Here is a 12,891-nt window from a genome sequence, read left to right as displayed (position 1 = left end):
CGCCGGGGCGGCTGCGGTGGTGGGCGCGGGTGCGTCGGTTCCCGGGGGTGTGGTGCGGGCCGTTGCAGCGGTACGGGTCATCAGGCCGCCCCCGCCGTCGGGCCGGAGCCGGAGCGTGCCGCTTTTGCCGCGCGCCGGGTGGCGGCCTGGGCGCGGGCCTCGTCCTTGTCGCGCAGGACGAACCGCTGCAGCAGCGTCATCGCGACGATGATCGCGAAGAGGATGAAGGCGATGGCGCTGCCCTGCCCCCACTCGTTGTTGATGAACGAGGACTGGTACGACAGGAACGCGGGCGTCAGCGTCGTCTTCGCCGGGTTGCCCTCGGACATGACGTAGATCTGGTCGAAGACCTGCCAGGTGCCGATGAGTCCGAGGGTCAGGACGAGGAAGAGCGTCGGCTTGAGCATGGGCAGCGTGACGTGACGGAACCGCTGCCAGCGCCCGGTGCCGTCGATCTCGGCGGCCTCCTCGACCTCGAGGGGTATGTCCTGCAGTGCGGCGAGGAACATGAGCATGAACGTGCCTGCCGTCGTCCACACGACGAGCGTGATGATCGCGGTCATGGCGACGCTGGGGCCGGAGATCCAGTCCCACAGGGACAGACCACCGATGGTGGTGTCGGCGAGGGCGGAGGGTGGCGCGTCGGTGTTCATGCCGAGGGCGTCGAGGGCGAGATGGATGATGCCGCGGGGATCGGCGAACCAGGCCGGTCCCTCGACGCCGATCTTCTCCAGCAGGGCGTTGACGACGCCGCTGGAGGAGAAGATGAACAGGAAGACGACCGAGATCGCGACCGAGCTCGTCACCGCCGGGAAGTAGTACGCGGTGCGGAAGAATCCTTTGCCCTTCAGCCGTTTCCCGTTGACCAGGAGCGCCAGGCCCAGGGCGAGCGCGGTCTGCAGCGGGACGACGAAGAAGACGTAGTAGGCGTTGTTGCGCAGGCTCATCATGAAGTCGCTCTGCGCCAGGCCTGATTCGGTGACCAGCGGCTTGTAGTTGTCCGTACCGACGAAGTCCACGCCTGACGAGAAGGGGCTGCCCTGGCCGTTCCAGTCGGACACGCTCACCCAGAGCGCCATGAGGATCGGTACGACCAGGAAAAGTCCGAGCACGGCGACGACGGGTGACACGAACAGCCAGCCGGCGAGGCCTTCGCGGCCTCGGATGCCGCCGCGGAGGGCGCGGGTGCGGCGGCCTCCACCGGCTCCTCCACCGGCCTTGGCGGTGTCCGGGCCGGTGTCCTTACGCGGTCCACGTAGCGCGGGTGACGCGGCGGGGGTCTGGGTGGTGCCTGCCCGGCTGTTGGCCGTTGCCGGGCCGGTGCCCGGGCCCTGTGCGGGCCCGGGGTTCGGTTGGCTCATCGCGGGTTCACTTTCGTTCTGTTCGTGTCGGGTTATCCGGGGCTAAGCGGCCTTGGTTGAGTTCGGTGCGGTACCGCGCCCCGTAAGGGGCGCGGGGCTGTGCGGCTCCGCCGCGATGGGGGTCCCCCCGCTCGAGCGAAGTCGAGAGTGGGGGAGCGACCAGCCCCCACCGGCCCGCAGGTTCATCACCGTTCTTCCAGCGGAGCGCTAGTCGCCTACGACTGCCTGGGCGTTCTTCTGGAGCCGCGCCAGGATCTGCGCCGGGTCGCCCTTGGGCAGCCCCTGAAGACCGGTGTCGAAGTCGGCGAGCACCTGGTCGATCTTCGCGACGTTCACCGGGGCCTGGGCGTACGCGGCACCGTCGATGTAGGGCTTGTCCTGCGGGGACTTGGCGATGTAGTCGGCCTCGGCGGACTGCAGGGACGGCATCACGCCGATCACCTGGGCGAAGGCCAGCTGGTTGTCCTTCGCGGTCATGGCCTTGACGAAGTCGAGGGCCGCGGCCTTGTTCTTGCTCTTCGCCGCGATGCCCCAGCACTGGGTGAAGGCGAGCGTGCCCTTGCCCTTGGGCCCGGCCGGCAGCGGAACGGTCGTGTACTTGACGTCCGGGTAGTCGTTCTTCATGGCGCCGGCGATCCAGTTGCCCTCGATCGTCATGGCGGCCTTCTGCTTCCCGAAGGCCTCGCCCGGCCAGCCGGAGTCAAGCTGCTTGGGGTACTTGGCCGAGCCGTCGGCGAGCAGCGACCGGACGAACTTCAGCGCCTCGAGGTTCTCCGGGGAGTCCGCGGTGACCTTGGTGGAGTCCTTGTTCGTCACCCATCCGCCGGCCTGCACCATGAAGGCACCGATCCGGTCGCGGGTGTCGCCGAGCGCGAGGCCGACCTGCTTGCCCGTGGTCAACTTCTTCGCCACGGCCGCCAGTTCCTCCCAGGTGGTGGGATAGTCGGCCTCGGTCAGGCCGGCCTTCGACCACGCCGCGGTGTTGATCTGCAGGGCGAGCGTGGAGAAGTCCTTGGGGGCGCAGTAGAGCTTGCCGTCATAGGTGAAGGCCTGGCGCAGAGCGGGGTAGAAGTCGTCCTTCCCCGGGAAATCGTCGCCGTACGGTTCGAGATTGCCCGCGCTTGCGTACGTGGCGAGTCGGCCGGCATCGACGTAGAAGACGTCCGGCGGGTTGTTCGAGGCGAAGCCCTGTCCGAGCTGCTGGGTGATCTCCTGGGCCTGGGTGACGGTCGCCTTGTTGCCGGACTTGCCCGCCCATGTCTGGGCGGCGTCCTTGACGGCCTTCGTCTCGGCGTCGCCGCTGGAAGCGATGAGGACCTTGATCGAGGCGGGTCCGGCCGACGCCTGGTCGTCGGCTTCGCCGGTGTCGTCGAACCCGCTGCCGCAGGCCGACAGGCTCAGCGACATCAGCGCGACGGCGCCAACTGCCCAGCGTATACGCGGATTAGTCATGATAAATCTCCTTGCGCAGGCCGGCTTGAGGCGCCGGTGGTAGAGGGGACCGCGATCCGCCGCCGCGCTGGGGGCTGTGAGCGGGATCGCGGGTGTTGGCTGAACGGGCTACGGAGCCGTTCGGCAGGGTGAAGTGGGTGCGGGTGCTATGGGTGCTACGGGTGCTGCGGGGCGGCTCAGCCGCTCGCCCGGACGACGAGCCGGGGCGGCAGCAGGACAGGAGTGGGCGGCTTGGCCGGTGGTTCGGGAGCCGCCAGCAGTTCCTGGAGCATCCGCAGGCAGGCGGCGGCGGCCTCGTCGTACGGCTGCGCCACGCTGCTCAGGCCGACGACCGCCGCGGTCGGGGAGTCGTCGAAACCGACCACCGCGACATCGACCCCGGGGCGCAGTCCACGCGCGGTGATCTCGGTCCAGGCCCCGAGGGCCAGCGAGTCGCTCGCGCAGACGATCGCGGTCGGCGGAGTGGGCAGGTCGAGCATCGCCGCGGCGGCCTCGCGGCCGGTGTCGAGCCCGTCGGGGACGCCCATGTCGTAGCCGGCGGGAGTGTCGATTCCGGACACGGCGAGCAGGGAGGACCAGCCGCTGCGCCGGTCGTCACCGACCTCTAAACTCTCCGGCCAACCGAGGAAGGCGATCCGCTGGTGGCCGCTCTCGATGAGGTGCCGGGTCGCGGCAAGGGTCCCTTGCGCGCCGTCGACATCGACCCAGCCGTGCCGCTCGGGGGCTTCGGGTTCAGCTCCCCAGGGCCGGCCGAAGGTCACGAACGGCACCCGGCGCTCTGCGAGCCATTCCGTCCGGCGGTCGCCGACGTGGGTGGCGTGCAGGACGAAGGCGTCGAGGTCGTGGTCGTCGAGAAGCTGTTCGTACAGGGAGCATTCGTGGTCGTCGTCGGTGGCCGTGAACACCACGATCCGGTAGCCGGCCTCCTGGGTACGGGCGGTCAGCGACTGGAGGAACTGGGCGAGGACGGCGCCGTTGACGCCGTCGCGCGGCGGCTCGATGCGGGCGCCGATCAGACGTGAACGCCGGGTCCGCAGCGTTCGGGAAGCCTGGTTCGGGCGGTAGTTGAGTTCCTCGATGGCGGCCTGCACGCGGGCACGGGTCTCCGGGCGCACCCGATGAGGCGCGTTGATGACGTTGGACACCGTCTGCATCGACACAGAGGCATGCCGCGCCACGCTTTCGAGTGTTGCTCGCGCCATCGCGAAGCCACCTCCACAAAGTTCACTGCGCCGCAGCGTATCGCCGTCGTGGCACCGCAGTGAAGCGCCGATCGGCTGGATTTGAACGTTAAATTTAGCGTTCCAATCGGTTACTGTGGCGATCGCCGCTCGGACTGTCAAGAGTCGGCGCGGTCACAAACCGCCCTCACAAACCGCCCTCCCAAACCGCCCACGAGACACGAGGGCACCGGACGGAGCTTTCATGACCTCACCCGAGCGGCAGCCGCTCCTGCACGATCTCGCGGTCACTCTCGCCGCCCCGACGGTTGTACTGTCCCGGCCGGACGGCAACCTCGACGCCGCCGCTCCCGGGGCCGGCGTACAGGGGCTCTTCCATGCCGACGTGCGTGCGGTGAGTCTGCTGCGCGTGACGCTGCGCCCCGTCTGCGAACCGTCACGCGAGCATCACGGGACGGTGCGGCCAGGCACCGGAGCGGCGGACGGTGACGAGGGGTGGCTGCCGGTCGTTTCGGTCATGAACGCTGCGGACGGGCCCGGCCGCAGCCGTTTCGTCGGCCTGGCACAGGCGCTCGGTGACGCCGTTCCAGACCCGACCGTCCGGGTCGACCGGCGGCGCACCGTCACTCCTGGTCTGCTCACCGAGCAGCTGACCGTCCGCTCCACCGCGACGACGCCGGTGCATCTCGCCGTCCGGGTCGATATCGCCGGGGACCTCGTGACGCTGGATCACGCGAAGGCGGGCCTGGCAGCCCGGTCCCCTCTTGAGCCGACCGGCGAACTCTCGTCCGCCACCGGCATGTTGAGCTGGAGCGACGGCACGGTCGCCGTCACCGTCAGCGCCCCCGCCGCGACCCCCGACGCCGAGAACTCCACCCTGACCTGGACACTCACGGTCGAGCCCGGCGAGAGCGTCGACCTGCACCTGGCCGTCGAGATCTCGGAACCCGACGCGGTCGTCACGGCCGCCGATCCCCGGCCCACCTGGCAGCGTCCGGACGTCACCGCCGACGACCGACGGCTGCCCGCACTCGTCGCGCAGAGCCTGGATGACCTCCACTCGCTGCGCATGGCCATGGCCGCATCGCCCGGTGACACGTTCCTCGCCGCGGGGATCCCCTGGTTCTTCACGCTCTTCGGCCGGGACAGCCTGTGGGCCGCACGGATGCTCCTGCCGCTGGGCACCGACCTCGCACTCGGCACCCTGCGCACCCTGGCCGCACAGCAGGGCACCCGCACCGACCCGGCGACGGAGGAAGAGCCGGGCAAGATCCTCCACGAGGTGCGGCGCGGGGTCTTCGACGACGGCCAGGGCCTTCGCCTGCCACCCGTCTACTACGGCACCGTCGACGCGACCCCCCTGTGGATCTGCCTCCTCCACGACGCATGGCGCTGGGGCCTGCCCGCCGACGACATCAAACCGCTGCTGCCCACGCTCGTGGCCGCGCTCGACTGGATCGACGCCGCCGCCCAGGCCGGAGGCGGCTTCCTCTCCTACGTCGACCACAGCGGCACCGGCCTGGCGAACCAGGGCTGGAAAGACTCCGGCGACGCCGTCCGCTTCACCGACGGCCGACTCGCCGAGGCGCCCCTGGCTCTCGCCGAAGTACAGGGCTACGCCTACGAGGCGGCCCTCGCCGGAGCGGCACTCCTCGACGCCTTCGGACTGCCGGACGGCGAACGCCGACGGACCTTCGCGTCCGGCCTCGCCGACCGCTTCCGCGCCCGCTTCTGGGTCTCCGACCAGCAAGGGCCCTACCCCGCCATGGCACTTGACGCCTCGGGCCGCCCCGTCGACGCCGTCGCGAGCAACATGGGCCACCTCCTGGCCACCGGCATCCTCGACGCCGACGAGACCGCCGCCGCCGCGGCCCGACTCGCCGCCCCCGACATGTCCGACGCCTACGGGCTGCGGACGATGTCGTCCAGGTCCGGCGGCTTCGGCCCGCTGCGCTACCACTGCGGCACCGTCTGGCCGCACGACACCGCGATCGCCGTCACCGGCCTCGCCCGCAGCGGCCACCCCGAGGCCGCCGCCAGGCTCGTCGAGGGCATCCTCGCCGCGGCACCGGCCTTCGACTACCGGCTCCCGGAACTATGGGGCGGCGACGCACGCACGGACACCCCCGCACCGGTCCCCTACCCGGCCGCCTGCCGGCCACAAGCCTGGTCGGCGGCATCAGCCATCGCCCTCATGACCGCGCTGACCGGCTTGGATCCCGACGTACCCGCCGGCCGTCTCCACCTCCGTTCGACGGGCCCGCTTCCCGTCGGCGCACTCGCCATCACAGGGCTCACCGTCGCGGGAGAACGACTCGACGTCACCATCGGCTCCGACGGCCGGACCGCGTCGGTTTCAGCCCCTGCGGGACTGATCGTCGAGGAACACGCGGCGTCGCGGTCCTGAGGACCACCCCGGCCGACGGCCGACGGCAGGACCTCCTGCCCGGCCATCCGAGTCGTCCTCCTGCCGTGCCGTGCGGCGCGGCAGTCGTCTCCGGCCCCCCTGCAGGCGCTACGCGTTTTGGGCGTGGACCCGGCCGGTACGTACGGCGTCGGTAAGTGTCTGATGGTCGCGTTCGTTCTGGTCCGCGTAGCTCTCGGCGAACTCGGTGAGCGCACGGTCGAAGACATCTCCGGCGCCCAGGTATGCGGCGATGGCGATGCGGTCTCCGGAGCGGGCGTGGGCGCGGGCGAGGGTGGCGCCGCAGAGTTCACCGAAGGCGCGCATGTCCTTGGGGACCATGAGCTGGGGTTCGGCGATGCCTTTCCAGTCCCGCAACTGGCGTACGTAGAAGTCGCGTTGGCGTCCGTCGATGCCGGTGACGCGTTCCCAGCCGAGGAAGATGTCGCCGGCGGCCTGCATGAGGCGCTGCCCGGCGACGACCCGCTGGCCCTGGTTGTCGTAGGCGCTAGTCCCGGCGTACGGGGCCAGCACCGACCGGTCGGCTTCCTTGGCCTGCAGCAGCAGCGGATCCTCGTCGTCCCTGCCGAGCAGCAGGATGATCCAGCAGCGGGTGCCGACGCTGCCGACCCCGACGACCTTGCGGGCCATGTCGACGACCCGGTACTGACGCAGCAGATGGCGGCGGTCGGACTGCAGGGTGTGGCTGTACCGCTCGATCAGTTCGCGCAGCCGCTCCTCCAGCGCTTCACGCTCGACGCCCGGCAGCAGGTCCTGCAGCGGCACGATCAGGGGCGGGTCGGGGGTGATCCTGCGCCGGCCGTCGGCCACCCGCGTCAGCTTCTCGAAGGCCTGGAGGCTGTCGCGGCTGCGGGCCTTGGCCATGGCCCGCCGGGTACGCTCACGGCCCCGCGCTCCCAGCCTCCGGTCCGCCAGTGCCCGCAGCGCGTCCGCGTCGGCCTGGGTGTACCAGACGGCGAGGTTGCCCAGGTCGGCGAAGTGGCGCATCCGCTCGCGGTAGGACCGTACGGTGGTTTGTACGACCAAGGTCCGCTCGGCATCCGTGTAGCCGTTCTCGCGTCCGGCGATGGCCAGGCTGGCGGCCAGCCTCTTGACGTCCCACTCCCAGGGGCCGGGCAGGGTCTCGTCGAAGTCGTTGATGTCGAACACCAGATGCCGCTCGGGCGAGGCGAGCAGCCGGAAGTTCAGCAGATGCGCGTCCCCGCAGAGCTGCGCGGTGATTCCCGAGCGGGGAGTGTCGGCCAGGTCACCGGCCATGATGGCGGCGGCACCCCGGTAGAAGCGGAAGGGGGACTCCAGCATCCGCCCGTACCGGATGGGCACGAGTTCCGGCAGCCGGGCGGCCGACTGCGCCTCGATGGTGTCCACCGGGTCCGGTCGCTTCGCCGAGGGCTGGTACGCCGCGTGAGCGGAGCGCGGCGCGTCCGCACGCGCCGCCCGGCCCCGCGCCGCCCGCTCCTCCGGAAGCCTCCCGCTGACCTGGTCAGCCATGACGCCACCTCCTGGGGGGTGGCCCTGCGGAGCAACTGCCCCCGTCCGAGCCTGGTCCCCCGGCCCTCTCCCACCGTTCCACACCCCGCGCCGGCAAGCATCTCGGCCATCGGCGTCGCTGCGACGGGACGGCCGAGCCGCCGTGGCAACCTACGGTCCCGCCACTCCTTCGGTAGCGAGCCGCGTGCTGGAAGAGGACGCTGGATGAAGGGGCAACGTGATGGAGACATCTCATGGCCCGAACCAGCACAGACCAACAGCCGCACACACCATTCCTTTCCCGCCCCGGTGTCCGCCGCCTCGCACCGTTCGTTCTGATCACTGCGATCGCTCTGGTCTTCATTTTCGAGAACCGCGCGAGTATCAAGATCCGTCTTCTCATCCCGGAGGTGACCATGCCGCTATGGGGTGCCCTTCTGATCGCCTGGGGCCTCGGCATGCTCGCCAGTGCCTTTACCGTGCGTCGGCGCCGGGACCGGCGCACACGATGACCGGGTGTGTGATTCCCTGCGGCCCCTGCCCCTGCCCCTGCCTCCGCAACCGCATCGACCAGTGGCTGGTCTCCAATCTCCGCAACGATCGCGGAGAGACGCTCAGCCACGCGTGTCACCTCCTCACCGCCGTCGGAGCGGCCCAGACGCGGCAGCGTCGACAGTCCACTGCTCAGCCGCTGGATGCCTGGCCCGAGTTTCTGATCGGTCGGGAGTGGGTGGCGGTCGGGGAGCTGTTCGACGGGGTTGCCGGAGGCGGCGAGGCCTTCAGTAATCGTGGGGGTGAGACGCTCTTCGATGCGGTGGCGCGGGTTGGCGTGGACTGGAGTGGGTCGGTGAGCTGCGGGGCGCAGGGCGGCATGGTCTGCGATTTGTCCACCCAAGTCCTCGTCGATCTCGGGTACTTCGACTCCCGTGACGAGCTCTTCGAGCGGCACGGGCAGACGTTGTGCCGCCCGGCTCACGTCTTCCTGGAGCCCGTACTGGGGCGATGGAGCGCGGGTGCCCGGCTTCCCGCAAGTACGGGTTACCGCCAATAACCGTTCGGCCCCTTTGGCGATCCCGTCTCCTGCGTGTGGGAAGCGGGGCTCGTTAGCGTCTCGTCATGACGCGACGTACGCGACGTAAACGGTTCGGGACGCGGCGGATCAAGGCCTTACAGCGGGTACGGGACCGGGCGCTGCAGCGACGGGAGGAACGGCGGGCCGGTGGCCGGGTGCGGCGGCTGGGCCGGCGGGCCGAGCGGGCCCGCCCATGGCTCCAGCTCGTGGCCGACGTCGCCGCCCTCCTCGCACGACTGGTCAGATGACCCAGCGCCCAAGCCGACGCTTCAAGCCAGCGCCCGCGCCATCCGTCGCACCGCCTCCGTGAGCAGTTCCGCAGACGTCGCCAGGTTCAGGCGTACGTGTCCGGCGCCGCCCGTGCCGAAGGGGATGCCGGAGTTCAGGGCGACTCGGCCCCGTTCCAGGAAGGCGGACGCCGGGTCGTCGCCGAGGGGCAGGGACCGGCAGTCCAGCCAGGCGAGGTAGGTGGACTCGGAGGGGGCGTAGCCCACGGAAGGCAGATGCTCGGCCAAGAGGTCGGAAAGCAGCCGGCGGTTTTCGTCGAGGCCCAGTAGCAGGGCGTCCAGCCAAGGGCCCGCGTCACGGAGCGCCGCCGTGTGGGCCAGGATGCCCACGTGGCTGGGGCCGTGGCTGACCTCCTCGGGGAGTTCGGCCAGTTCCGCGGCCGCGTCGGGGCCCGCGATGGCCAGGGCCGCCTTCAGGCCCGCCAGGTTCCAGGCCTTGGAGGCGGACATCAGGGAGAAGGCGTTCTCGCCGCCGGGGACCGTCAGATACGGGACGAAGCGGGCGCCCGGCGACACGAGCGGGGCGTGGATCTCGTCGGCCACCACGCGTATGCCGTACGTGTGGGAAAGCCGTGCCACGGTGGTCAGTTCATCGGTGGTGTGCAGCGTGCCGGTGGGATTGTGCGGGTTGCAGAGCAGATACGCGGCCCGGCGTCGGCCGCCCTCGGTGACCCGGTCGAAGGCGGACTCCAGTTCCGCGAAGTCCAGGCGGCCGTCCTCGCCCAGCGGGGCCTCGACGACGGTGCGGTCCATGTGCCGTACGAACTGGTAAAACGGCGGGTAGACCGGGCAGTTGACGACCACCGGGTCTCCCGGCCCCGTCACCAGCTTCAGCATCTCGACGATGCCCAGCATCACGTCCGGCACGATCGCCGTACGCTCCACGGCGAAGTCGTCCCACCCCCACCGCTTCCCGGCGAACTCCGCCAGCGCCTCCGCGTACGCCGTCCCGGCCGGATAGCCCGTGTCGCCGAGCGCGATCGCGTCCGTGAGGGCACGCGCGACCGGCTCGGCGAGCGGGACGTCCATCTCGGCCACCCAGAGGGGCAGTACGTCCTCCGGATAGGTGCGCCATTTCATGCTCGTACGGCGGCGGAGTTCGTCGAGGGAGAGCTGGCCGAGCGGGTTGGGGTGGGCGCCCGGGTGCGTGGGAGCGGCGAGAGTGGCTGGAGTGGCGTCAGGGGTGGTTTTAGGCAGCATGTGGAAGATTCTTCCCCTCTGCGACTCCTTCGTACGCCCGTTCACGCGACCAGCGTCACCGCGCCCACCGCCGCTGTCCGCAACGTGCGGCCTGGGGCGACTATTAGCCCGGCAGGCAGCTGTTGTTTGTCGGGTGCGGGTCCGTCGTGGCTTGTCGCGCCCACGCGGCGGAGCCGCAAATTGACACAGCCCCGCGCCCCTACAGGGCGCGACCCTCAGTCACCGTGAAGCCGATCACCGAGCCGCCCCCCTCCCGGCTACGGGCGAACGGCTCGCCCCCATGCGCCGTCGCCACCTCCCGCACGATCGACAGCCCTAGGCCCGAGCCGGGCAGGCTCCGCGCGGCCGGTGCTCTGTAGAAGCGGTCGAAGACTCGCTCAAGGTCCTCTTCTGCGAGGCCTGGGCCTCGGTCCAGGACCTCGACTCGGACGGACCCGTCGCCGCCCCTCACCTCGATCTCGATCGGGGACGTGCCTTCGCGGTCGAACTTCGCCGCGTTCTCCACCAAGTTGGACAGTGCTCGTTGCAGGGCCGCCGGGCGGCCGTTGACCACCGTCTCGCCAGTTGCCCGTACGACGATCTCCCGGGCCGTTCTTCTCCTTGCCGCCACCGCCACGTCCTCCGCGATGTCAGCTACAGCCACCCGCTGTGGTGGCTCGGTGGCGGGCTGGCCCGCGGCCAAGTCGACCAACTCGTTGACCAAGTCCGTCAGTTCGCGGGACTCGTGGGCCAGGTCCGCTACCAGGTCCTCGCGGGCCGCGGGCGGGAGTTCGTTGATGCGGCGGGCATCGAGATGTTGGTGCGGAGGGACGTCAAAGGCGTGCGGAGTTCGTGGCCCGCGTCCTGGACCAGGCGGCGTGGTCTTCCTCGGACTGGGCGAGGCGGCCGAGCATGCGGTCGAAGGAGCGGCCCAGTCGGGCTACCTCGTCGCGGCCCGTCACCGGGACCTGGGTCGCGAGTTGGCCCGTGCGGGCCACGTTCTCGGCGGCGCCCGCGAGGCGGACCAGGCGGGAGGTGATCCGGCGGGCCAGCCACCAGCCGAAGAGGCCCGCGGCGAGCACGACCGAGGACACCAACAACACGGTCCGCTGCTGGAGTTCGCGCAGCAGGTCCTCCGTACCGGAGAACTCCTGCGCCACCTGCACCGCACCCCGGCCCCCGCCGAGTGCGACGGTCGCGACCCGGTACACCTCGCCGCCGGCCTCGGCGTCGCGGTGTTCCACCAGCCGCCCGGCGGTCGGGGCCGACGCGGCCCGCCGGTCGTCAGCGTCGCCGACAGCGGCGGGCTGCCCCCGGTCGTCCTCCCTCAGTACGTACCGTTCCTGAATACTGAGCAAGAGTGAGCCTGGTCAGCCGCACGCCCCGAACGGTCTTGGGCGCTCCCCCAGACTCCGTCCGGGGGGACCCCCAGGTCCCCGGCGTACTCAACCCCGGGGCGGCGACACGCATCCTGTGCGTGGTCCGATCCCGGGAGGCCGGTTCCCTGCGTGACCTGGCCAGATGGGTACGACCAGAGGCGACGGGGAGGCCCCGAACCATCACTCCGGTGGAACGGGGGCCCCGCACGCCGACGCCGTACCCGACGTCCCAGATGCCGACGCCGTACCCGACGTCCCAGATGCCGACGCCGTACCCGACGTCCCAGATCACGTGATCACGTTAACCCGGTCGGCCTAGAGCACCGCAAGCCTGAAAGCCGACCATCACACGAATCGAGCTAACGCGACCACGTGCCACGCCCCGCACCGTGTGGATCAGGGCGGACGCGCCCGGCTCGTCGAGCTTGCGCCGCAGGTAACCGACGTACACGGCGAGGTTCTTGGAGCCGGGGCCGAAGTCGTAGCCCCAGATGCGGTCGTAGATCGTGGAGTGGTCGAGGACGATGCCGGCGTTGCGGGCGAGGAGTTCCAGGAGGTCGAACTCCGTGCGGGTGAGGTCGATCTCACGCTCCCCGCGCCAGACGCGCCGAGCCGGAGGATCGATCCGCAGCCCCGCCACCGCGACTTGGGCGCCGGGCATGCGTTGCTGTTCCTCGGGTACGCCGACGGCAAGGTCCGTACGTCGCAGCAGTGCGCGCAGTCTGGCGAACACCTCGTCGACGTCGAAGGGTTTGACGACGTAGTCGTCCGCTCCGGCGTCCAGGCCGGCGATGCGGTCGGCGGTCTCCACGCGCGCGGTGAGCATCAGGATCGGCGTACGGTCGCCCTCGGCACGCAGCACGCGACACACCTGGAGGCCGTCGATGCCCGGCATCATCACGTCGAGCACGAGGACGTCCGGCGGACTGCGATGGGCCTGCGCGAGAGCCTCCACGCCATCGGCGACGGCCGTCACCTCGTACCCTTCAAGGGGCAGGGCACGTTCCAGAGCGTGGCGGATGGCACGGTCGTCCTCGGCGAGCAGCACGTTGTGGGGCACACGACCAGTCTGCCAAGGCCTGGGA

Annotated in this window: 10 protein-coding genes and 1 pseudogene; 4 read left to right on the top strand and 7 right to left on the bottom strand. The window is 70.4% G+C overall.

Annotated elements, in window-relative coordinates; genetic code table 11:
* Positions 1-80: 80 nt before the first annotated feature.
* The 3 genes from OHT21_RS26980 to OHT21_RS26970 form a co-directional block, all read right to left on the bottom strand.
* The gene (locus OHT21_RS26980; RefSeq protein ID WP_328770899.1) at positions 81-1,361 is read right to left on the bottom strand and encodes a carbohydrate ABC transporter permease; all 1,281 of its coding nucleotides are present in this window, start codon (positions 1,359-1,361) and stop codon (positions 81-83) included.
* A 207-nt stretch (positions 1,362-1,568) separates the two neighbouring features.
* Positions 1,569-2,813, bottom strand: a complete 1,245-nt coding sequence (locus tag OHT21_RS26975) for a sugar ABC transporter substrate-binding protein (protein ID WP_328770898.1) — start codon at positions 2,811-2,813, stop codon at positions 1,569-1,571.
* A 176-nt stretch (positions 2,814-2,989) separates the two neighbouring features.
* Complete coding sequence (locus tag OHT21_RS26970) at positions 2,990-4,015, bottom strand: LacI family DNA-binding transcriptional regulator (protein ID WP_328770897.1); 1,026 nt, start codon at positions 4,013-4,015, stop codon at positions 2,990-2,992.
* Positions 4,016-4,238: 223 nt separating this feature from the next.
* Here OHT21_RS26970 and OHT21_RS26965 point away from each other — a divergent pair, with 223 nt between their 5' ends.
* Positions 4,239-6,401 (top strand): glycogen debranching N-terminal domain-containing protein, encoded by a 2,163-nt coding sequence (locus OHT21_RS26965; protein ID WP_328770896.1) that lies wholly within the window; start codon positions 4,239-4,241, stop codon positions 6,399-6,401.
* A 108-nt stretch (positions 6,402-6,509) separates the two neighbouring features.
* Here OHT21_RS26965 and OHT21_RS26960 read toward each other — a convergent pair whose 3' ends face one another.
* Positions 6,510-7,910 carry a DUF2252 domain-containing protein gene (locus tag OHT21_RS26960; RefSeq protein ID WP_328770895.1) on the bottom strand — a complete coding sequence of 467 codons (1,401 nt, stop codon included), beginning with the start codon at positions 7,908-7,910 and terminating at the stop codon, positions 6,510-6,512.
* Between the two features lie 233 nt (positions 7,911-8,143).
* On the opposite strand from OHT21_RS26960, the gene OHT21_RS26955 reads away from it, so the two are divergent.
* The 3 genes from OHT21_RS26955 (at position 8,144) to OHT21_RS26945 (ending at position 9,209) form a co-directional block, all read left to right on the top strand.
* Positions 8,144-8,401, top strand: coding sequence for a hypothetical protein (locus OHT21_RS26955; RefSeq protein WP_328770894.1), 258 nt, complete (start codon positions 8,144-8,146; stop codon positions 8,399-8,401).
* Positions 8,402-8,409: 8 nt separating this feature from the next.
* Positions 8,410-8,940: a hypothetical protein gene (locus OHT21_RS26950; protein ID WP_328770893.1), complete on the top strand. Its 531-nt coding sequence runs from the start codon at positions 8,410-8,412 to the stop codon at positions 8,938-8,940.
* A 65-nt stretch (positions 8,941-9,005) separates the two neighbouring features.
* Entirely contained in the window at positions 9,006-9,209 is a 204-nt protein-coding gene (locus OHT21_RS26945) for a hypothetical protein (RefSeq protein ID WP_328770892.1), read from the top strand.
* Positions 9,210-9,230: 21 nt separating this feature from the next.
* Here OHT21_RS26945 and OHT21_RS26940 read toward each other — a convergent pair whose 3' ends face one another.
* From OHT21_RS26940 to OHT21_RS26930, 3 genes and pseudogenes are all read right to left on the bottom strand, one after another.
* Positions 9,231-10,448 (bottom strand): MalY/PatB family protein, encoded by a 1,218-nt coding sequence (locus OHT21_RS26940; protein WP_328770891.1) that lies wholly within the window; start codon positions 10,446-10,448, stop codon positions 9,231-9,233.
* A gap of 199 nt (positions 10,449-10,647) precedes the next feature.
* Positions 10,648-11,746, bottom strand: a pseudogene (locus OHT21_RS26935) (HAMP domain-containing sensor histidine kinase); the annotation flags it as partial.
* A 361-nt stretch (positions 11,747-12,107) separates the two neighbouring features.
* Complete coding sequence (locus tag OHT21_RS26930; protein ID WP_328770890.1) at positions 12,108-12,866, bottom strand: response regulator transcription factor; 759 nt, start codon at positions 12,864-12,866, stop codon at positions 12,108-12,110.
* Positions 12,867-12,891: the final 25 nt, after the last annotated feature.

This window comes from Streptomyces sp. NBC_00286 (assembly GCF_036173125.1).
Lineage (GTDB): Bacteria > Actinomycetota > Actinomycetes > Streptomycetales > Streptomycetaceae > Streptomyces.
The sequence above is the reverse complement of the archived record's forward strand: the minus strand, read 5'-3'. Positions and strand labels throughout refer to the sequence as shown.

Bases quoted from the DNA above. Each gene is read 5' to 3' on its own strand.
- OHT21_RS26940 (WP_328770891.1), bottom strand. From the start codon at position 10,448: ATGCTGCCTAAAACCACCCCTGACGCCACTCCAGCCACTCTCGCCGCT.
- OHT21_RS26975 (WP_328770898.1), bottom strand. From the start codon at position 2,813: ATGACTAATCCGCGTATACGCTGGGCAGTTGGCGCCGTCGCGCTGATG.
- OHT21_RS26980 (WP_328770899.1), bottom strand. From the start codon at position 1,361: ATGAGCCAACCGAACCCCGGGCCCGCACAGGGCCCGGGCACCGGCCCG.
- OHT21_RS26965 (WP_328770896.1), top strand. From the start codon at position 4,239: ATGACCTCACCCGAGCGGCAGCCGCTCCTGCACGATCTCGCGGTCACT.
- OHT21_RS26970 (WP_328770897.1), bottom strand. From the start codon at position 4,015: ATGGCGCGAGCAACACTCGAAAGCGTGGCGCGGCATGCCTCTGTGTCG.
- OHT21_RS26955 (WP_328770894.1), top strand. From the start codon at position 8,144: ATGGCCCGAACCAGCACAGACCAACAGCCGCACACACCATTCCTTTCC.
- OHT21_RS26960 (WP_328770895.1), bottom strand. From the start codon at position 7,910: ATGGCTGACCAGGTCAGCGGGAGGCTTCCGGAGGAGCGGGCGGCGCGG.
- OHT21_RS26945 (WP_328770892.1), top strand. From the start codon at position 9,006: ATGACGCGACGTACGCGACGTAAACGGTTCGGGACGCGGCGGATCAAG.